4 protein-coding genes are annotated in these 21,292 nt (G+C 72.6%); 1 reads left to right on the plus strand and 3 read right to left on the minus strand.

What is annotated here, in order from left to right; translation table 11 throughout:
- From ABT324_RS30335 to ABT324_RS30345, 3 genes are all read right to left on the minus strand, one after another.
- Positions 1–548 (minus strand): beta-ketoacyl synthase N-terminal-like domain-containing protein (locus ABT324_RS30335; RefSeq protein ID WP_351184429.1); only part of this gene is annotated, 548 nt, incomplete at its 3' end.
- Between the two features lie 50 nt (positions 549–598).
- Positions 599–18,454: a type I polyketide synthase gene (locus tag ABT324_RS30340; RefSeq protein WP_351184431.1), complete on the minus strand. Its 17,856-nt coding sequence runs from the start codon at positions 18,452–18,454 to the stop codon at positions 599–601.
- Positions 18,455–18,725: 271 nt separating this feature from the next.
- Entirely contained in the window at positions 18,726–19,772 is a 1,047-nt protein-coding gene (locus ABT324_RS30345; protein WP_351184433.1) for an aldo/keto reductase, read from the minus strand.
- A gap of 247 nt (positions 19,773–20,019) precedes the next feature.
- Between ABT324_RS30345 and ABT324_RS30350 the strand changes: the two genes are divergently transcribed.
- On the plus strand, positions 20,020–21,282 hold the full coding sequence (locus ABT324_RS30350; protein ID WP_351184435.1) for a cytochrome P450: 1,263 nt from the start codon (positions 20,020–20,022) through the stop codon (positions 21,280–21,282).
- Positions 21,283–21,292: the final 10 nt, after the last annotated feature.

Below are 21,292 nucleotides of genomic sequence, written 5' to 3' on the forward strand. Positions count from 1 at the left end.
CTGCCCGCGCTGCCGTTGCCGAGGTGCCCGGCGACCTCGTCGGGCGCCTGGTCGAAGCGGGCGGCGTAGTCGTTGTACATGACTCCGGTGAACACACCGGTCCGGCTGCCGTGCAGTGACATCGGGTCGAGACCGGCGCGTTCGAAAGCTTCCCAGGCGGTTTCCAGCAGCAGCCGCTGCTGGGGGTCCATGGCGAGCGCTTCGCGTGGGGAGATGCCGAACAGCGAGGCGTCGAAGTCAGCCGCTTCGTGCAGGAACCCACCCTCCCGCACGGCGGAGGTGCCCGGCGCCCCCGAGTCCTGGGCGAAGAGGTCGTCCAGCGGCCACCCGCGGTCCTGCGGGAACCCGGAGATCGCGTCGCCGCCGGAGGAGACGAGCTGCCACAGCGCCTCGGGGCCGTCGACGCCGCCGGGGTAGCGGCACGACATCGCCACGATCGCGATGGGCTCGCGGTCCCGGTTCTCGGCCTCCGACAGGCGTTCCTTCGCCTGCTGGAGATCAGCGGTGACCCGCTTCAGATAGCTGAAGAGCTTTTCCTCTTGCGCCATGCTCGAAACCACCTGTGCATCCGAACGGACTGGGGGCGGGGCTGCGGGGATCAGAGGTTCCGGTCGATGAAGTCCATCAGTTCCTCCGGGGTGGTGGAGTCGGTCGGGACGGTGCTGAGGTGACCGTTCGCGGAACCGCGCCGCTTCCAGCTGGCGAGCAGGTCCGCGAGGCGCTGCGAGACCTGCTCGTGGTCGGCGGTGCCGGGCTCGGCTTCGAGCAGGGCTTCCAGCCGGTCCAGCTCGCCGAGCAGGTCATCGCCCGCACCCGGCAGCTCGGCGTCGAGGAACTCGGCGAGCGCCTCCGGCGACGGGTGGTCGAACGCGACGGTGGGTGGCAGCGCCACCCCGGTGATCCCGGTGAGGCGGTTGCGCAGCTCGACCGCGGTGAGCGAGTCGAAACCGAGGTCGGTGAACTTCTTCCGCGGGTCGAGTGCTGCTGCGGAAGCGTGCCCGAGCGTCGAGGCGACCTCTGCCCGCACCACGTCGAGCAGCGCGCTGCGGCGCTCCTCGCCAGCCAGGCCGCTGATGCGGTCCCGGAGGGGTTCCGAAGCGTCCGGTGCCGTGGTGCTCTCGGGTGCCCCGGTGGGCGCGAATCCGCGCAAGACGGCGGGAACGTCCGCCGGGGAAGTCCGCAACGCCGCGCGGTTGACCACGAGCGGCACCACCAGCGCGTCCTCGGAACCCAGCGCCTCGTCGAACATCGCGAGCCCCTGGTCCTCCTGGATCGGCGCGACACCGGTGCGCGCCAGGCGGCGGCGGTCGGCCTCCCCGAGCTCGCCCGCCATGCCGTCCGCGACGTTCCAGAGCCCCCACGCCAGGGACAACGCGGGCAACCCCTGCTGCCTCCTGGACTCGGCCAGCGCATCGAGGAACGCGTTGGCCGCCGCGTAGTTCGCCTGCCCGGCCGAACCCAGCACCCCGGCCGCGGAGGAGAAGAGGACGAACGCCGAGAGGTCGAGATCGCGGGACAGCTCGTGCAGGTGCCAGGCCCCCTCGGCCTTCGGCGCGAACACGGCCCGCAGGTGCGCACCGGACTGCCCCGTGAGGGTCGCGTCATCCACCACTCCGGCGCAGTGCACAACAGCGGACAGCGGCCACTGCGGCGGCACTGCCGCGATGACCTCGGAGAGCGCCTGCCGGTCGGCGACATCGCAGGCCGCGAACTCCGCCTCGGCCCCGAGCTCGCGCAGTCGCGCGGCGAGGTCCGCTGCGCCGGGCGCTGCTCCGCCCCGGCGGCTGACGAGCAACAGCCTGCGGACGCCGTGCGACTCGACCAGGTGTCGCGCGACCACACCACCGAGCGCTCCGCTCGCACCGGTCACCAGCACCGTGCCCGGCAGCTGCGGAACGTCCGCTGTGGACGGGGGCTGGCGGACGAGACGTGGTGCGTACGCACCTTCGGCCCGGAGGCTGAGCTGGGGTTCGCCAGCGGCCACCGCGGCGGCGAGCCGATCGGCGCCGTCCTCGACGTCGACCAGCACTACGCGGCCGGGGTGCTCGGCCTGCACCGAGCGGACCAGGCCCCACACTGCGGCGGCAGGCAACCGGCGTGCCGGATCGTCCGACCTGACTCCTGCGGTCAGCACGACGAGCCGGGTCTGCGATCCGTCCTGCCCGGCGAGCCACTCCTGGGCGGAACCGAGCACGTGCTCGGCGGTGAGCCGAGCGGACTCGGCGAGATCACCACTGCTCGACGGCCGCACCTCGACGTTGAGCACGGTGGTGTCGGCGGGCAGCTCCGCCGCCTCCGGCAGCACGACGGGCTGCCAGTCCAACCGCAGGGACGGCACGCGCGCAGGACGCAGGTCGCCGCCGGAGACCTGTCGTGCGGTGAGCGCGACGACCGACGCCACGAGAGCACCGGCCCCGTCCGCGATGTCGAGCGAGACCTGGTCGGCCCCGCTGCGGACGAGCCGCACCCGCAGCTTCCCGGCCGCACGACCGTGCAACGCCACCCCGCTCCAGGCGAATGGCAGGCTGACCGCTCCGCTGTCCCCGGCGTCGATCGCGGTGGCGTGGAGCGCGGCGTCGAACAAGGCCGGGTGCAACGCGAACCCGGAGGTGGTGTCGCCGAGCTCGACCTCGGCGAAGACCTCGTCGCCGCGTCGCCACGCGGCCCGCAGGCCGCGGAACGCCGGGCCGTAGGCCATGCCGACCGCGGCCATCCGCTCGTAGAAGTCGGTGACGTCCACCGCGGTGGCGTCCGGCGGCGGCCACGGCAACGGCTCGGCCGACTGGGCGGCGGGTTCGGCGTCCAGCATCCCCGTGCAGTGCTGGGTCCACGGCTCGTCCGGTTCCGCGCCGTCCGAGCGGGAGAACACCGCGACCTGCCGTCGTCCGTCGTCCGCTTCACCGACCTCGACCCGGACCTGCATGCCCTCGTCCTCAGCGAGCACCAGCGGCACGTCCGTGGTGAGCTCGGCGAGCCGCGGGTACCCGCAGCGCTGCCCCGCGTGGAGCACCAGGTCGACGAACGCCGTGCCGGGAAACAACACCGCACCGTGCACCGCGTGGTCGGCGAGCCACGGTTGCGACGCCACCGACACCCGGCCGGTGAACAGCACCCGGCCGGAGGAGGGCGAGGTCACCGAAGCCTTGAGCACCGGGTGGTCGGCGCTGTCCAGCCCCGCCACGCCGAGGTCGACCACGTCGGACGGCTGGTTGTCGAGCCAGAGGTGCTGCCGTTGGAACGCGTAGGTCGGCAGTGTCGTGGTGCGGGCGCCGGTTCCGGCGAAGTAGGTGTGCCAGTTGGGTTTGACGCCGTTGGCGATGAGGGCGGCGAGTGCGGTGGTGAGGGTTTCGGGTTCGGGTTTGTCGCGGCGCAGTGAAGGGGTGGTGGTGCCGGGGATGTGCGGGGTGAGTGCGGCGTTGGGGCCGATTTCGAGGTAGGTGTTGGGATTTTGTTCGTTGATCGTGGTGATGGCATCGCTGAACCGTACGGTGTGTCGGGCGTGGTGCACCCAGTGCTCGGGGTTGGCGAGGGTGGTGTGGTCGGCGGGTCGTCCGGTGAGGGTGGAGATCAGCGGGATGGTGGGTGGTTGGAAGTTCAGCCCGTTCACGGTTTCGCGGAACTCGTCGAGGATGGGTTCCATGAGTGGTGAGTGGAAGGCGTGCGAGACCCGCAGCCAGGTGGTGCGGTAGCCGTTGAGTTCCTCGGTGATGTCGAGCAGGGCGGCGTGGTCACCGGAGAGGACGAGTGAGTTGGGGCTGTTGATGGCGGCGATGCCGACCTTGTCCTCGTAGCCGGTCAGGTGGGGCAGTACTTCGGTTTCGGTGGTGTTGATTGCCACCATGGCGCCGCCCTCGGGCAGGGTCTGCATGAGTCGTCCACGCGTTGTGACCAGAACCGCGGCGTCGGTGAGGGTGAGGACGCCGGTGATGTGGGCGGCGGTGATTTCACCGATGGAGTGCCCGGTGACGGCCTCGGGTGTGATGCCCCAGGATTCCCACAGTCGGTAGAGGGCGGTTTGGAGGGCGAAGAGGGCGGGTTGTGCGTATTGGGTTTGGTTGAGCAGGTCCGGGTCGTCGCCGAAGACGACGTCGCGGAGCGGTCGGGGTAGGTGGTGGTCGAGTTCGTCGCAGGCGGTGTCGAAGGCTTCGGCGTAGGCGGGGTAGGTGTCGTAGAGCTCGCGGCCCATCCCGAGGCGCTGGGTGCCTTGGCCGGAGAACACCATCACCAGCCCGCCCTCACCTGCTCGCCCGGTGACCACGGAGGGGTGCTCGGCCCCCTCGGCGATGGCGTTCAACGCGGCGACGAAGTCGGTCGTCCCGCTCGCCACGACGACCGCCCGCTCCTCCAACGCGGCGCGCGTGGTGGCCAGGGAGAAGGCCACGTCGAGCGTCGAGTGCTCCGGTGTCAGCTCCTGCGCCACCCGCGCCGCCTGCGCGCGCAGCGCCGCCTGTCCGCGCCCGGACAGCACCCACGGCACGACGGGCCACGGGTGCTGCTCGTCCACCTCCCGTTCGGGGGCCGACGCCTGTTCGATGATGACGTGGGCGTTGGTGCCGCTGACGCCGAACGACGACACGCCCGCGCGACGCGGACGCCCGGTGTCCGGCCAGCTGATCGACTCGGTGAGCAGCGAGATGTTCCCGGTGCTCCAGTCGACTTCGGCGGTGGGTTCGTCGACGTGCAGCGTGCGGGGGAGCTGGCCGTGGCGCATGGCCATGACCACCTTGATGATCCCTGCGACGCCGGCAGCGGCTTGGGTGTGGCCGATGTTGGACTTGACCGAGCCGAGCCACAGCGGGTCTTCGCGGTCCTGTCCGTAGGTGGCCAGCAGGGCCTGGGCTTCGATCGGATCACCGAGACGGGTCCCGGTGCCATGTGCTTCGACAGCGTCCACTTCGGACGGTTCGAGTCCGGCGTTGGTCAGCGCCTGCCGGATGACGCGCTGCTGCGATGGCCCGTTGGGTGCGGTGAGGCCGTTGGACGCGCCGTCCTGGTTCACCGCCGAACCGCGCACGACCGCGAGCACGGGGTGGCCGTTGCGCTGGGCGTCGGAGAGCCGTTCGACGAGCAGCAGGCCGACACCCTCACCCCAGCCGGTACCGTCGGCGCTGTTGGAGAAGGCCTTGCACCGGCCGTCGGCGGCAAGCCCGCGCTGTCGGCTGAACTCCACGAACGGAGCGGGCGTCGCCATGACCGTCACCCCACCGGCCAGGGCCATGGTGCATTCGCCGTTGCGCAGGGCCTGCGCTGCCAGGTGCAGGGCGACCAGGGACGACGAGCAGGCGGTGTCGACGGTGACGGCGGGGCCTTCCAGGCCGAAGGTGTAGGCGACCCGGCCGGAGGCGACGCTGCCCGCGCTGCCGTTGACCAGGTACCCCTCCAGGTCAGCGGGTACATCGGTCAGTCGCGCGGCGTAGTCGTGGTACATGACGCCGGTGAACACCCCGGTGCGGCTGCCGCGGACCGATGCCGGGTCGATCCCCGCGCGTTCGAACGCCTCCCACGCGGTCTCCAGCAGCAGCCGCTGCTGGGGGTCCATGGCGAGCGCCTCGCGCGGCGAGATGCCGAAGAACTCCGCGTCGAACTCCGCCGCACCCGGCAGGAACGCGCCTTCGACGGTGGTCGTCGTGCCCGGCCTGTTCCCGGAGGGGTCGTGCAGCGAGGCCAAGTCCCACCCGCGGTCGGTCGGCATGGCCGCCACGGCGTCCCCGGCGGCGGAGACGAACCGCCAGAACGCTTCCGGTGAATCGTTGCCGCCGGGGAACCGGCAGCTCATCGCGACGATGACCACCGGGTCGTCGTCCGCGGCGGTCGGTGCGGTCGCGGGCGCCACCTCGGCACGACCGTAGAGCTCCTGCTCGAGATGCTCGGCGAGCGCGGCCGGGCTCGGGTGGTCGAAGACGGTGGTGGCGGGCAACCGCAGGCCGGTCGCGGCGTTGAGCCGGTTGCGCAGGTCGACGGCCGCCAGCGAGTCGAACCCGAGCTCGCGGAACGCGCGGGTCGGTGCGACGGCATCGGCGGAGTCGTGCCCCAGCACCGCAGCGGCCCGCGTCCGGACCAGGTCGAGCAGCATGCCCGCCCGCTGGTCGGCCGGAACGTCCGGCAACGGGCTCGCCGCGCCGTCGGACCGCGCCACCGAACGCCGAGCCGGCAGGCGGATCAGGTCCCGCAGCAGCGGGGGCACCGCCCCGGAACCCGCGGCGGCGGCGCCGGGTTCCACGCGCAACGGGACCAGCGCCGCATCGCCAGTCCCCCTCCAGGCCACGTCGAACAGCGCGAGCGCGGAGTCGGTCGGCATCGCGCCGACGCCCAGTTCCGCCAGCCGCCGCAGGTCCGAGTCCCGCAGATCACCGGTCAGGGCGCTGCGCTCGTCCCACAACCCCCACGCCAGCGACACGGCCGGGGCACCGTGGTGCCTGCGGTAGCGGGCGAGCCCGTCGAGGAACGCGTTGGCCGCCGCGTACCCCGCCTGACCTGCGGAGCCGAGCACACCCGCGGCCGAGGAGAACAGGACGAAGCGGCTCACACCGCTGGTCAGCTCGTGCAGGTTCACGGCGGCGTCGACCTTCGGCCGCAGCACCTCGTGGAGCTGCTCGGGGGTGAGCGAGTCGACGACGGCGTCCGCGAGCACCCCTGCGGCGTGGACCACGGCGGTCACCGGGTGCGCGTCGGGAACCTCGCGGAGCAGCCGCTCCAGCGCGCCCCGGTCGGCGACGTCGCACGCGGCGATCGTCGCGTGGGCACCGGCCGCGCGCAGGTCGGCGATCAGCTCCGCGCACCCCTCGGCGTCGGGGCCCCGGCGGTTGACCAGCAGCAGGTGCCGCACGCCGTGCTCCGCCACCAGGCGCCAGGCCACCCGGCGCCCCAGGGTGCCGGTGCCGCCGGTGATGAGCACGGTGCCGTCGGGGTCGACCGGCGTCTCGGCGGCCTCGACCGCGTCCTCGCGCACCAGTCGGGGGAACAGCGGCTTGCCCTGCCGCACCGCGAACTGCGGCTCGCCACCGGCGGCGGCGATCGGCAGCATCTGGTGCGACTCGTCGGTGCCGTCGGTGTCCGCGAGCACGAACCGGTCCGGGTGCTCCGTCTGCGCCGACCGCACCAGCCCCCACACCGCCGCGTGCCGGGTGAGCGCCGCGTCGTCCGGCCGTGCTTGCACGGCGTGCCGGGTGACGAGCACGAGCCGCGACTCCTCGAACGCTGGCTCGGCGAGCCAGGCCTGCAGCAGTTCCAGCACCCGCAGCACCTCGGTGCGCGCGATCGGGGCCGAGAGCTCCTCGGGCACGTCGTGCCGCAGGTCCAGGCGGGCGAACACCAGCGACGGCAGCTCGGCGCCGTCGGCCTCGGCCGCCTCGGCGATCGCGGTGAGGTCGTCCACGTCCAGCACGTCGACGTGCGACACGAGGTCCGCGGGCACCACTGAGGCCGGGGAGAACGCGGCCCACTCGACGCGCAGCAGCGCGTCACCGTGGCCGACGCCGAGCTGGGTGAGCTCAGCGAGGTCCAGCGGCCGCAGCACCAGGGCGTCGGCTTCGGCGACCGGAACGCCCGCGGTGTCGGTGATCCGCAGCCGGGCTTCGGTCGGGTTGACCAAGCTCAGGTGGACCCGCGCCGTGGTGGCGCCGGTTGCGTGCACGGTGAAGTTCCGCCACTCGAACGGCAACACGGAGGGCGCGCCACCGCTCGGCGGGGAGGCCACCAGCACGGTCTGCGCGGCAGCGTCCAGCAGCGCGGGGTGCAGCGCGAAGCGCTCCGCGGCTGAACCCTGGTCCTCGGGCAGCGTGATCTCGGCGAACACGTCACCGCCCGAGCGCCACACCGCGCGCACCCCCTGGAACGCGGGGCCGTAGGAGTACCCGTGCTCGGCGAGGCGGTCGTAGGCGGAGTCCATGGGCACCGGGGTGGCGCCGGGTGGTGGCCACGCGCCGGAGTCGGCGGTGACCAGCCGCTGCGACCGCGCCAACGTGCCGCTGGCGTGCAACGTCCACGAATCGCCTTCGAGCGCGCCCTCGACGCGGGCGTGCACGCTCAACGCATGGCGGCCCTCACCGTCCGGCTGCACCCGGACCCGCAGCTGCACGCCACCCTGGTCGGGCATCAGCAGCGGGGTGACGAGCGTCAGCTCCTCCACGAGGTCGCAGCCGACCTCGTCACCGGCCAGCACCGCCATCTCCAGCAGAGCCGTGCCCGGCAGCAGCACGACCCCGGCGACGGCGTGGTCGGCGAGCCACGGGTGCGTGTCGACGGCGATCCGGCCGGTGAGCAGCACCTCCTGCCCCTCCGGCTGGTCGACGCGTGCCGACAGCAGCGGGTGGTCCACCGCCTTCTGGCCGGTCGCGGCTGCGTTCGCCCCGCCGACCTGGCCCTCCATCCAGTAGCGGGTGCGCTGGAAGGGGTAGGTGGGCAGCGGGACCGGTCGTGCCTCGGTGAGCAGCGCGGTCCAGTCGACCGGCACGCCACGGGTCCAGGCCTCGGCCGCGGAGGTGAGGAGCCGGGCGGGGCCGCCGTCGTCGCGGCGGAGGGTACCGATGGTGACGGCGTCGTCGTCGGTCTCCTGGATGGGGGTGGTGAGGACGGGGTGGGGGCTGGGTTCGACGAAGGTGGCGTGGTGGTCGATGCTGAGTGCCCGGACGGTGGGGTGGAACAGGACGGGCTGGCGGAGGTTGCGGAACCAGTAGTCGGCGGTGAGCTCGGTGCCGTCCAGCGGGGTTCCGGTGACGGTGGAGTGGAAGGGGATGTCGCCCTGCTGCGGGGTGGTGGGGGCTAGTGCGTGGAGGAGTTGTTCCTGGATGGTGTCGACTTCGGGGCTGTGGGAGGCGTAGTCGACCGGGATGTGGCGAACCCGTGTGCCCCGCTCCTCCAGTGTGGACAGCAGTTCTTCGAGCTGGGGTCCGGCGATGACGGTGGAGCTCGGCCCGTTGAGCGCGGCGATGGTGGTGCCGGGGTGTTCGGCGAGCATCTCGCTCAGCTCTTCCGCGGGGAGGGCGACGGACGCCATGGCGCCCTTGCCTGCGAGGTGCTGGGCGATGAGTTGGCTGCGGAGTGCGATGATGCGGGCGCTGTCGTCGAGGGTGAGGATTCCTGCGACGCAGGCGGCGGCGATTTCGCCTTGGGAGTGGCCGATGACGGCGCTGGGTTCGACGCCGTGGGCGCGCCAGGTTTCGGCAAGGGAGATCATCATCGCCCAGAGTGCGGGTTGGACGACGTCGACGCGCTCCAGAGGAGCGTCGGTGTTGCGGAGGACGTCGGTGAGGGACCAGTCGACGTGGGGTGCGAGTGCTTGTTCGCAGCGGTTGATCCACTCGGCGAACACCGGTGAGGTGTCGAGCAGTTCGGCGCCCATCCCGGGCCACTGCGAGCCCTGGCCGGGGAACACGAACACGACGTCGCCCGCGGGCCCGGCCGCACCTTCGACGACACCGTCGACCTGGGAGCCTTCAGCGAGCGCGGCCAACCTGGTCATCAGCTCGTCCTCGTCGCGGCCCACGACGACGGCGCGGTGCTCGAGCATGGCACGGGTGGTGGCCAGCGACCAGCCGACATCGACCGGGTCCTGACCGGAGAGGCCCAGCAGGCGGTGGGCCTGGGCTCGCAACGCCTCCGACGTCTTCGCCGACAGCACCCAGGGCACGGCGGGGACGTCGGGATGCGCGGTGGCGGGCTCCTCGTGCTCCGGGGGCTGTTCGAGCACGATGTGCGCGTTCGTGCCGCTGACACCGAAGGACGAGATGCCCGCGCGGTGGGGCCGGTCCTGGTCGGGCCACGGCTGGGGCTCGGTCAGGAGGCGAACGGCCCCCGCGCTCCAGTCGACGTGCGGAGTCGGCTCAGCCACGTGCAGCGTGCGCGGCAGGACACCGTGCTGCATGGCCATGACCACCTTGATGATGCCTGCGACACCAGCGGCGGCTTGGGTGTGGCCGATGTTGGACTTCACCGAGCCGAGCCACAGCGGGTCATCGCGGTCCTGCCCGTAGGTGGCCAACAGGGCTTGGGCTTCGATGGGGTCACCGAGACGGGTCCCGGTGCCGTGCGCTTCGACGACGTCCACTTCGGACGGGCGGAGTCCAGCGTTCGCCAGGGCCTGCCGGATCACCCGCTCCTGCGACGGGCCGTTCGGTGCGGTGAGGCCGTTGGACGCACCGTCCTGGTTGACCGCCGAACCGCGCACGACCGCGAGCACGGGGTGACCGTTGCGACGCGCCTCGGACAGCCGCTCCACCAGCAGCAGGCCCACGCCCTCCGCCGAGCCGAAACCGTCGGCACCGCTGGAGAAGGCCTTGCACCGGCCGTCCGGTGCGAGCCCCCGCTGCCGACTGAACTCGGTGAACATGTGCGGGGTCGCCATCAGCGCGACACCTCCCGCCAGCGCGGCGGAGCACTCGCCGCGCCGCACCGCCTCGGCGGCCAGGTGCAGCGCGACCAGCGACGACGAGCAGGCGGTGTCGATGGTGACGGCGGGTCCCTCCAACCCGAAGGTGTAGGCGACCCGGCCGGAGGCGACGCTGGCCGTCGCGCCGGTGAGGAGGTAGCCCGCCAGGTCCGGCGGCGGCTCGGCGACCCGGGTCTGGTAGTCCTGGTAGGACATGCCGACGAACACGCCGGTGGCGCTGCCCCGCAGGCCCAGCGGGTTGATCCCGGCCCGTTCGAAGGCCTCCCACGCCGTTTCCAGCAGCAGCCGCTGCTGCGGGTCCATGGCCAACGCCTCGCGTGGCGAGATGCCGAACAACGTCGCGTCGAAGTCCGCCGCGTCGTGCAGGAACCCGCCGCGACCCGTCATCGAGGTGCCGGGCGCGCCGGGCACCTCGGACAGCAGCCGGGTCAGGTCCCAGCCGCGGTCGGTGGGGAAGTCGCCGATGGCGTCCCCGCCGTCGGCGACGAGCTGCCACAGGTCCTCGGGCGAGGCGACCTGACCCGGGTAGCGGCAGGCCATCGCGACGATGACCACGGGGTCGTCGTCGGCGGCCACCGCGGTCGCGGGGAGCACCTCGGGACCGCCCTCGTCCAGCAGCAGGGACTCCAGGTGACCGGCCACGGCGGCGGGTGTCGGGTGGTCGAACACCAGGCTCGACGGCAGCCGCACCCCGGCTTCCGCCGCGAGCCGGTTGCGCAGTTCCACACCGGTGAGCGAGTCGAACCCGAGGTCGCGGAACGGGCGCTCGACGTCGATGCCCTGGGCACTCGCGTGCCCCAGCACCGCCGCGACCTGCGAGCGCACCACGTCGCGCACGGCGGAGGCGCGCTGCTTCACCGACAGCGACCGGAGCCGCACCGCCAGCTGCGACCCGGTTTCCTCCTCCCGGCTGGTCGCGCCGGTGTCCAGCAGCGCGCGCACCTCGGGCAGGTCCTCGATGAGCGGCCGCCTCCGGGCCTCGGTGTAGGCGAGGAAGAAGCGGTCCCACCGCACGTCGGCCACCACGACGGTGGCGCGGTCCTCGGGTTCGCCGCGGGTGAGGACCGCCAACGCCTGGTCGGGATCCAGCGGCGGCACACCGTGCCTGCGCAGCCGGTCCTCCACTCCGCCGACCGCCGCCATGCCGTCCCCGGCCCACGGCCCCCACGCGTAGGAGGTGGCGGGCAGCCCGAGCCCGCGCCGGTGCTCGGCGAGTGCGTCGAGGTAGGCGTTGCCCGGTGCGTAGCCGCCTTGGCCGGGGATGCCGAGCACCCCGGAGATCGAGGAGAACAGGATGAAGTCGTCCAGCTCCCGGTCCGCGGTCAGCTCGTGCAGGTGCCGTGCGCCGTCGGCCTTCACTCGCAGCACCCGGTCGAGCTGCTCGGTGGTGAGGGAGGCCACCACCGCGTCGTCCAGCGCACCGGCGGCGTGGACCACCGACGTGACCGGGAACTGCGCGAGCAGCTGCTCCAGGGCACTGCGGTCACCCACGTCGCACGCCACGACGCTGACTTCGGTGCCCAGCGCGCGCAACTCGTCGGCGAGCTCCGCCGCCCCGGGTGCCTCCGGCCCGCGCCGCCCGGCGAGCACGAGGTGTCGTGCGCCGTCCTGGGCGAGCTGCCGGGCCACCTGCGCGCCGAGCGCACCCGTGCCCCCGGTCAGGAGCACCGTGCCGCGCGGGCCGCGCTTCTCCGCGGAGGGAGCGGCCGCAGCGGAGTGCACCAGCCTGCGGGCGAACGTGCCGGATTCGCGGACGGCGACCTGGTCCTCCTGCCGCTGCGCGAGCACTGCCAGCAACTGGTCGACCGCCCGGCCGTCGGGCTTCTCGGGCACGTCCACGAGCCCGCCCCAGCGCTCGGGCTGCTCCAGCGCGACCACCCGACCGAGGCCCCACACCGTGCTCTGCGCGGGGGTCCGCAGCGAGTCGGCGTGGTCCACGGCGACCGCACCCGAGGTCACTGTCCACAGCGGAACTTCGAGACCGGCGTCCGCGAGCGCGTGGACCAGCGTCAGCGTCGCCGCGGTGCCCACCGGCACGGCGGGGCTGGTCGGGTGCGCAGCGTCATCCAGCGCGACCAGCGACAGCACACCGTCGACCTCTCGGGGGAGGCGGTCGCGCAGGGTGGTGCGGTCCTCCGCGCCGAGCCGCAGCTCGACCACTTCGGCGCCGCCCGAGCGCAGCGCGTCCCGCAGCGGCTGCGCCCAGGTCGGCTCGTCGTGGCCAGCCGGTGCGACCACCAGCCAGGTCCCGGTCGGTGCCCCGGTGCCGACCGTGGACGGCACCCACTCGACCGAGTACCGCAGCGCGTCCAGCTCCTTGCCCGCGCGCCGTAGCTCACGCCACCGCGCCAGCGCAGGTGTGGCTTCCGCGAGCCAGTCCGGCCGGTCTTCCTGCAACCCCAGCACGGTGGCCACCGCATCGGTGTCCTCGGCCTCCACGGCTGCCCACAACCCGCCGTCGTCGTCGCTGGAAGCCGGTTCGGCCGTCGTCCCCAGCCAGTAGCGGGTGCGCTGGAAGGGGTAGGTGGGCAGTGGGATCGGGTGCGCACCGGGGAACAGCGCGGCCCCGTCGACCGGGACCCCGGTGGTCCAGGCGGTGGCGATGGCGGTGTGGAGCTGGGTGGGTGCGCCGTTGTCCCGACGGAGGGTGCCGGTGGTGGTGATCGGCACGTCCTGGGCTTCGGCTGCTTCCTGGTCGGGTGTGGTGTGGACGGGGTGGGGGCTGGGTTCTATGAAGGTGGTGCAGGTGGGCAGCAGCGCCTCGATGACGGGGTGCAGCAGGACGGGCTGGCGGAGGTTGCGGAACCAGTAGTCGGCGGTGAGCTCGGTGCCGTCCAGCGGGGTTCCGGTGACGGTGGAGTGGAAGGCGATGTCACCCTGCTGCGGGGAGACGGGGGCCAGGGCGTGGAGGAGTTGTTCCTGGATGGTGTCGACTTCGGGGCTGTGGGAGGCGTAGTCGACCGGGATGCGGCGGACGCGGATGCCGTCGCGTTCCAGTGTGGACAGCAGCGGTTCGAGCCGGGGCCCGGCGACGACGGTGGAGTTCGGCCCGTTGAATGCGGCGATGGCGGTGCCGGGGTGATCGGCGAGCATGTCGCCCAGTTCCGCGGCCGGAAGGGCGATGGAAGCCATGGCGCCCTTGCCTGCGAGGTGTCGGGCGATGATCTGGCTGCGGAGCGTGATGATGCGGGCGCTGTCGTCGAGGCTGAGGATTCCTGCCACGTGCGCGGCGGCGATTTCGCCTTGCGAGTGGCCGATGACGGCTGCGGGTTCGACGCCGTGGGCGCGCCACGTTTCGGCGAGCGCAATCATCATCGCCCAGAGTGCGGGTTGGACGACGTCGACCCGCTCCAGAGGAGCGTTGGTGTTGCGGAGGACGTCGGTGAGGGACCAGTCGACGTAGGGTGCGAGTGCCTGCTCGCAACGCTGGATTCGTTCGGCGAACACCGGTGAGGTGTCGAGCAGTTCGGCGCCCATCCCGGCCCACTGCGAGCCCTGACCGGGGAACACGAACACGACCTTGCCCGCAGGACCCGCCGTGCCGCGCACCAACCCGGGGTGCGGCAGCCCCTCGCTCAACGCCGCGAGCACGTCGAGGCGCTCCGCACCGTCAGCACCGAAGACGGCGGCGCGCAGCCCGAAGGCGGGACGGGCGGTCGCGAGCGTGCAGCCGACATCGGCGGGATCGGCCGCCGGATTGGCCTCCAAGTGCTCGCGCAGGCGTTGCGCCTGGGCGCGCAGGGCGTTCTCGTCCATGGCGGACAGCAGCCACGGCGCGTCGAGCCTGCGGTCCGCACCGCGCTCCTGTGTTTCCGCCCGCACCAAGGCGGGAGCCTGCTCCAGCACGACGTGCGCGTTGGTGCCGCTGATGCCGAAGGACGACACACCGGCACGGCGCGGACGCGTGGTCTCCGGCCAGTCGACCGACTCGGTGAGCAGCTCGACCGCCCCGGTGCTCCAGTCGACGTGCGGGGTGGGTTCGGCGACGTGCAAGGTGCGCGGCAGGAGCCCGTGCTGCATGGCCATGACCATCTTGATCACCCCGCCGACCCCGGCGGCGGCTTGGGTGTGCCCGATGTTGGACTTGACGGAGCCGAGCCACAACGGGTTCTCCCGCCCCTCGCCATAGGCGGTGAGCAGCGCCTGCGCCTCGATCGGGTCGCCGAGACGCGTTCCGGTACCGTGCGCTTCGACGGCGTCCACTTCGGAGGGTCGCAGTCCGGCGTTGGCCAAGGCCTGTCGAATCACGCGTTCCTGCGACGGGCCGTTCGGCGCGGTGAGGCCGTTGGAGGCGCCGTCCTGGTTGATGGCCGAGCCGCGGACGACTGCCAGCACGGGGTGGCCGTTGCGCCGGGCGTCGGAGAGGCGTTCGACGAGTAGCAGGCCGACACCTTCACCCCAGCCGGTGCCGTCGGCATCGCTGGAGAAGGCCTTGCAGCGGCCGTCCGGCGACAACCCGCCCTGCTTGCTGAACTCCACGAAGATGCCGGGGGAGGACATCACGGTCACCCCGCCCGCCAGTGCCATCGAGCACTCGCCGCGCCGCACCGCCTCGGCGGCCAGGTGCAGGGCGACCAGCGAGGACGAGCACGCCGTGTCGACGGTGACCGCAGGCCCCTCCAGCCCCAGCGCGTACGCCACCCGGCCCGAGGCCACGCTCGCGGTGCTGCCGGTCAGGCGGTAGCCGTCGGTGCCGTCCGAGGGCTCGTGCAACCGGGGGCCGTAGTCCTGCGCCATCGCGCCCACGAACACCCCGGTGTCGCTGCGCTGGAGGGTCTGCGGGTTGATGCCGGCGCGCTCGAAGGTCTCCCACGCCGTTTCCAGCAGCAGGCGCTGCTGCGGGTCCATGGCGAGGGCTTCGCGCGGGGAGATGCCGAAGAACCCGGCGTCGAAGTCGGCCATGTCGTGCAGGAACCCGCCCCGGGAGGTCACCGAGGCGCCCAGGTTCCAGCCCCGGTCGGCGGGGAAGGCGCCGATCACGTCCCGCTCGGCGGTGACCAGCCGCCACAGGTCCTCCGGGGTGGACACGCCGCCGGGGTAGCGGCAGGCCATCCCGACGATCACCACCGGATCACCGTCCTGCGCCGCTGCGCGTGCCGGTGCGACCGGGGTGGCAGGCGCCGTGCCCCGCACGAGCTGCTCCAGGTGAGCCGCCAGCGCGAGCGGTGTGGGGTGGTCGAACACCGCGGTCGGCGGCAGGTTCGTCGCGGTCGCCTTGGCCAGCTCGGCGCACAACGACGCGCCGACGACCGAGGTCAGCCCCTGGGACCGGAACGACGTCGCGTCCTCGACCTCGCCGGGGTCGCCGAAGCCCAGTGCCACAGCGGTGTGCCTGCGCACCATGTCGAGCAGTACGTCGTGCAGGTCCTCGGCCCCCGCCTCGCGCAGCCGGAGCGCCAGCGCGGACTCGTCCTCCGCCGACACCGCGTCCACCGTGTCGAACCAGTGGCGGGTGCGCTGGAACGGGTAGGTCGGCAGCGCCACCCGACGAGCCCCGGTGCCCTCGAACGGCGCGGTCCAGTCGACCGGAACACCGGCGGCCCAGGCCTCCGCGGCGGCGGCCAGCAAGCGGGCGCGGGTGCCTTCGTCGCGGTGCAGCGTGCCGATCGCCGCAGCGCTCTTCCCGGCCTGCTCGGCGGTCTCCAGCACACGTCCGGTGAGCACCGGGTGCGGACTGGGTTCGATGAAGGCGGTGCAGCGGTCCAGGAGCGCTTCGACCACGGGTTGGAAGAGCACCGTCTGACGCAGGTTCCGGCACCAGTACTGCGGGGTCAGCTCGGTGCCGTCGACCTCGCTGCCGGTGACGGTGGAGTAGAACGCGACGTCACCGGACCGCGGCGTGATGGGGGCGAGGGCGGCGAGCAGCTCCTCGGTGATCCCGTCGACGTGCGCGGAGTGGGAGGCGTAGTCGACGGGCACCCGGCGCACCCGCACGTCGCGGGCCTCCAACCAGGTGAGCAGCCGTTCCAGCGGTGCGGACGGACCGCTGAGCACGGTGGACCGCGGCCCGTTGCGCGCGGCGAGGCTGAGCTCGGGGTGGTCGGTGAGGATGTCGAGCAGCTCCTCGGCGGACAGCGCCACCGACGCCATCCCGCCCCGCCCCGCGAGGTGGCGGGCGATGATCTGGCTGCGCAACGCGACCACGCGCGCCCCGTCCTCGAGGGAGAGGATGCCCGCCACGCACGCGGCAGCGATCTCACCCTGGGAATGGCCGACGACCGCGGTCGGGTGCACACCCAGCCCCCGCCACACCTCGGCCAGCGAGACCATCACGGCCCACAACGCGGGCTGCACGACGTCAACGCGGTCCAGCGCGGCCGCGGGACCGTCCCCGCGCAGCACGTCGGTGAGCGACCAGTCAACGAACGGTGCGAGCGCGTCCTCGCAGCGGCCGATCGCCTCGGTGAACCCGGCCGAGTGGCCGAGCAGCTCCGCAGCCATGCCGACCCACTGCGAACCCTGACCTGGGAAGACGAAGACCGGATCGGTCTCCTGCGCCGCCTGGCCGACGACCACCGCCGCCGAGGGCTCACCCGAGGCCACCGCGGCGAGGCCGTCGCGCACCGAACCGACCGCGTCGGCGCGCGGGGCGAGCACGACCGCGCGGTGCTCGAACTGCGAGCGGGAGGTGACCAGCGACCAACCCACGTCGAGTACGTCCGCGGCGCCGTCGAGCGCTGATGCCAGCTGCGCGGCCTGCGCACGCAGTGCGGCTCCGCCAGCGGCGGAGAGCACCACCGGCAGCGCCCCGGCGGGTCGCCGCTGCGCGGGCGGTTCCGGGCGCGGCGGCGCGGACACCGCGATGTGGCAGTTGGTGCCGCCGACGCCGAAGGAGCTCACCCCGAACAGCCCCTGCCCGTCGCGGACCGGCTCCACCGCCGTCTGGACCTGCAGGTTCAGCTCGTCCAGCGGGATCACCGGGTTGGGCGTGCGGAAGTCCGCGGTGGGCACGAGGGTCCCGGCGCGAACGCACAGCGCGGTCTTGATGAACCCGGCGATGCCCGCCGCGGCTTCCAGGTGGCCGATGTTGGACTTGACCGACCCGACGCGCAGCGGGCTGCCCGCCTCGCGCGCGGCCCCGATCACCTCACCGAGCGCGGTCGCCTCGACCGGGTCACCGGTGGGCGTGCCCGCACCGTGCAGCTCGACGTGGACCACCTCGCCGGGATCGGAGGCAGCCTGCTGGTAGGCGGCGCGGATCGCCGCAGCCTGCCCCTCGGCGGTCGGGGTCGAGAGCTGGTCACCACCGCCGTCGTTGGCCACGGCGCTGCCCCGGATCACGCAGTAGATGTCGTCGCCATCGGCGAGCGCGGCCGCCAGCGGCTTCAGCACGACGGCACCGCCACCCTCGCCCTGGCCGAAGCCGTTGGCCCGGGCGTCGAACACGTGGCACCGGCCGTCCGCGGACAGTGCCCCGAACCGGTGGGCGGCGATGGCGTGGTGCGGGGTGAGCCGGAGCGCCACGCCGCCCGCGACCGCCACGTCGCACTCACCGCGCCGCAGGCTCTCCGCGGCGTAGTGGATGGCGACCAGCGAGGAGGACTGCCCGGCGTCGACCACCAGGCTGGGCCCCTTGGCCCCCAGGAAGTAGGACACGCGGTTGGCGATGAGGGAGCGCAGCGAGCCGGTGAAGGTGTGCGGGGTGATCGCTGCGGCACCCTGCTCGCGGGCGAGGGTGGTGTAGTCGTCCCCGGCGGCGCCGACGAACACGCCGGTGCGGGACCCGGCCACCGCCCGGCTGGTGATACCGGCGTCCTCCAGCGCTTCCCAGCCCAGTTCCAGCATCAGCCGCTGTTGGGGGTCCACTACCGCGGCCTCCCGCGGCGACATCCCGAAGAACCGGGCGTCGAAGCCCGCGACGTCGTCGAGGAACGCGCCGCGCCGGACGATCGCCGCCTCGGCCTCGGACAGGCCCGCCAGCGAGGCGGGCGCCCACCGCTCGGCCGGTACCGGCGCGTCGACGGCCGTTCCCGCGGTCAGCAGCGACCACAGCGCGCCGGGATCGTCCGCGCCGGGCAGTCGGCAGGAGATTCCGACGACCGCGATATCCGTCTGGAGGCGCGACACCGCGTTCCCCTTTCGTGGTTCCGTGGTACTGGAGGCTGATCGCGTGCTCCGGGCAGTGCGCGGCGCAGCGGCGCCTGCGCTGGTTCCGGGGCAGCCGGGGGTTGATCGGGAGAGCGCGTGGTCCGGCGCCGGTGCCGACTTCGTGCGCTTGACCCCGGATCAGTTCTACGCAGCAGGCGATCCGGGCGTAAAGTGGACCTTCGTACCAGGAGGAAGTCGTTGGCAGTACTGGGCTTCCCGCAGCGCGGGCAGGGCTCTGGTCGGCCGCCGGTTACGGGAGCGAACGCGAGCGCAGCGCCGTGCCGAACGCGCCGTACGGGTAGCCTGCCGGGCTCGGGTCGCTCGCCTCGTCCAACCGGGTGATCTCCTCCTGCTCCAGCGTGAGGTCGCTGGCCGCGAGGTTGCTCGTGAGCTGCTCGACGTTGCGGGCGCCGAGCACCACCCCGCTCACCCCGGGTCGGGCCGCCACCCAGGCGAGCGCGACGGCCGCGGGCGTCACGTCCCTCGTGGTGGCGATGTCGCGCAGGATCTTCAGCACCTCCCACGTGCGGTCCCGCGCGACGTGGCTGCTGTAGAGCGCGGAGACGTAGTTGTCGTGCATCAGCCCCCGCTCCAGCTGGTCGGCGAAGCGGGAGTCCGCCGGGCTGGCCTCCGGGGCGTACTTGCCGGTGAGCAGCCCACCCGAGAGCGGCGACCACGCCAGCAGCCCGAGGCCGTTGGCGTTGCCCGCCGGGATGATCTCCCACTCCACCTCGCGGCACAGCAGGCTGTACTGGGCCTGGTGCGTCACCGGGGCGGTCAGGCCGAGCTCCCGCACCAGGTCCACGGCCTTCTGCAGCTGCCAGCCGGTGAAGTTGGACAGCCCGACGTAGCGGATCTTGCCCTGGCGGACCGCACCGTCCAAGAAGGACATCGTCTCGTCCAGCGGGGTCAGCGGGTCCCAGGTGTGCATCTGGTAGAGGGCCACCGAGTCGACGCCGAGGCGCCTGAGCGAGTCCTCCAGCGCCCGCGTCAGGTTGTGCCTGGAGTTGCCCCACTCGTTCATCGCGGCACTCGTGGTGTACCCGCCGCCCTTGGTCGACAGCAGGACGCGCCCGCGCACCTCCGCGGGCTGCTTGCTGAGCCAGCGGCCGATGACCTGCTCGGAGCGGCCGTCGACGTAGCCGTCCGCGGTGTCCACGAGGAGCCCGCCGGAGTCCACGAAGACGTCGAGCACCCGGCCCGCCTCGGCCTCGTCGGTCTGATCACCGAACGTCGCGGTGCCGAGCACGAACGCCGACGTGCCGAGGCCGCTGGCTCCGAGCAGTACGTGTTTCATCCGTTGCCACCTCGCTGGCCCGTGGTCAGGTCTCTCGCGATGCCGGCGGCGCGCTGCGCCCCCTCCGCCGGGCGTGCCGCGTCAGAGCGGTCGTTCCCATCCTTGCTCGCACACCACCGCAGTTGAATAGCACTTTCGTACAGAGCAGCACGGCACGGCGTACGAAGGTCCAATTCAAACCCCGGTTCCGGTGGGGTACGAACGACGTTACGTGCCGTGCCCCTCCCGCCGGACCCCGAGGATGAGAATGTCCGAGAAGAGCCCGGAAGTTGACTTCGACCACCACTCCGCGGAGTACGCCCGCGATCCTTGGGCCGCCAACATCGCGCTGAACACCCACACCCCCGTGGCCTACAGCCGGCACCACGGCGGGTTCTGGTTGGTGTCCGGCTACGACCAGGTGTCGGAGGTCGCGCACCGGCCCGAGGTGTTCTCCTCCGAGCACGAGCTGCCCAACACGCCGGGACGACCGCAGGGCACCGTGGTGCCCGCCTCGTCGTTCCGCGGGATTCCACTGGAGGTCGACCCACCCGAGTTCCTGCAGTGGCGCAAGCAGCTGAACTCCTTCTTCTCGCCGCCCGCGGCGAGGCGGCTGCGCCCGCGCATCCAGCAGTACGCCACGTGGTGCGTCGACCAGTGCGTGGAGAGCGGCGAGATCGACCTCGTCCTGGACCTGGCGAACCCGGTCCCGGCGCTGATCACCCTCGACATCGTCGGGCTGCCGATGGACGACTGGCGGTTGTACGCCGACGTCGTGCACGCCCTGGTCTACACGCACCCGGGCACGCCGGAGTTCGACCGCGTGGAGGCGGGCTTCGGCCAGCTCGTCGGGACGGTGCGCGACGTCATCCCACAGCGGCGCGCCGACCCCGGTGACGACCTGATCAGCTTCCTGACGCAGGTGGAGATCGACGGCGAGAAGATCTCCGACGACGACATCGTGGCGGTCTGCAACGCCGTCATCCCCGGCGGTGTCGACACCACCACCGCGCTGCTGGCCTCCACATTGGACTACCTGGACCGGAACCCGGAGGCCCGGCGCAGGCTCATCGATTCACCGGAGCAGATCCCGGCGGCCTGCGACGAGTTCCTCCGGTACTACACGCCGGTGGTGGGCGTCGGGCGCACCGCGCTGGAGGACACCTCCGTCGGCGGCTGCCCGATCAGCAAGGGCGACCGCGTCCTGCTGTCCTGGGCCGCCGCGAACCTGGACGCGAAGACGTTCCCGAACCCGGACGTGATCGACCTGGACCGCGACGCCCGCAAGCAGGCCGCGTTCGGCATCGGGATCCACCGCTGCATCGGCCGCCACATCGCCCGGATGGACTTCGAGGTCGTGATCGGCGAGGTGCTGCGGCGCATGCCGGACTACCAGATCGTGCCCGGAGCGGCCGAGAAGTACTCCACGGTGGGTCAGATCAACGGCTACGTGAAGATGCCGGCCCGCTTCACCCCAGGCCCGCGGACCGGTCCGGACGCGGCCACCGTCACCGAGCTGCCCCGGACCTGAGGGAGGACCC

The organism is Saccharopolyspora sp. NPDC000359 (assembly GCF_040300525.1).
In the GTDB taxonomy this organism is placed as follows: Bacteria; Actinomycetota; Actinomycetes; order Mycobacteriales; family Pseudonocardiaceae; genus Saccharopolyspora.

What these genes read in the sequence shown, in the direction of transcription:
- ABT324_RS30350 (WP_351184435.1), top strand. Translation starts at nt 20,020, where the DNA reads ATGTCCGAGAAGAGCCCGGAAGTTGACTTCGACCACCACTCCGCGGAG.
- ABT324_RS30345 (WP_351184433.1), bottom strand. Translation starts at nt 19,772, where the DNA reads ATGAAACACGTACTGCTCGGAGCCAGCGGCCTCGGCACGTCGGCGTTC.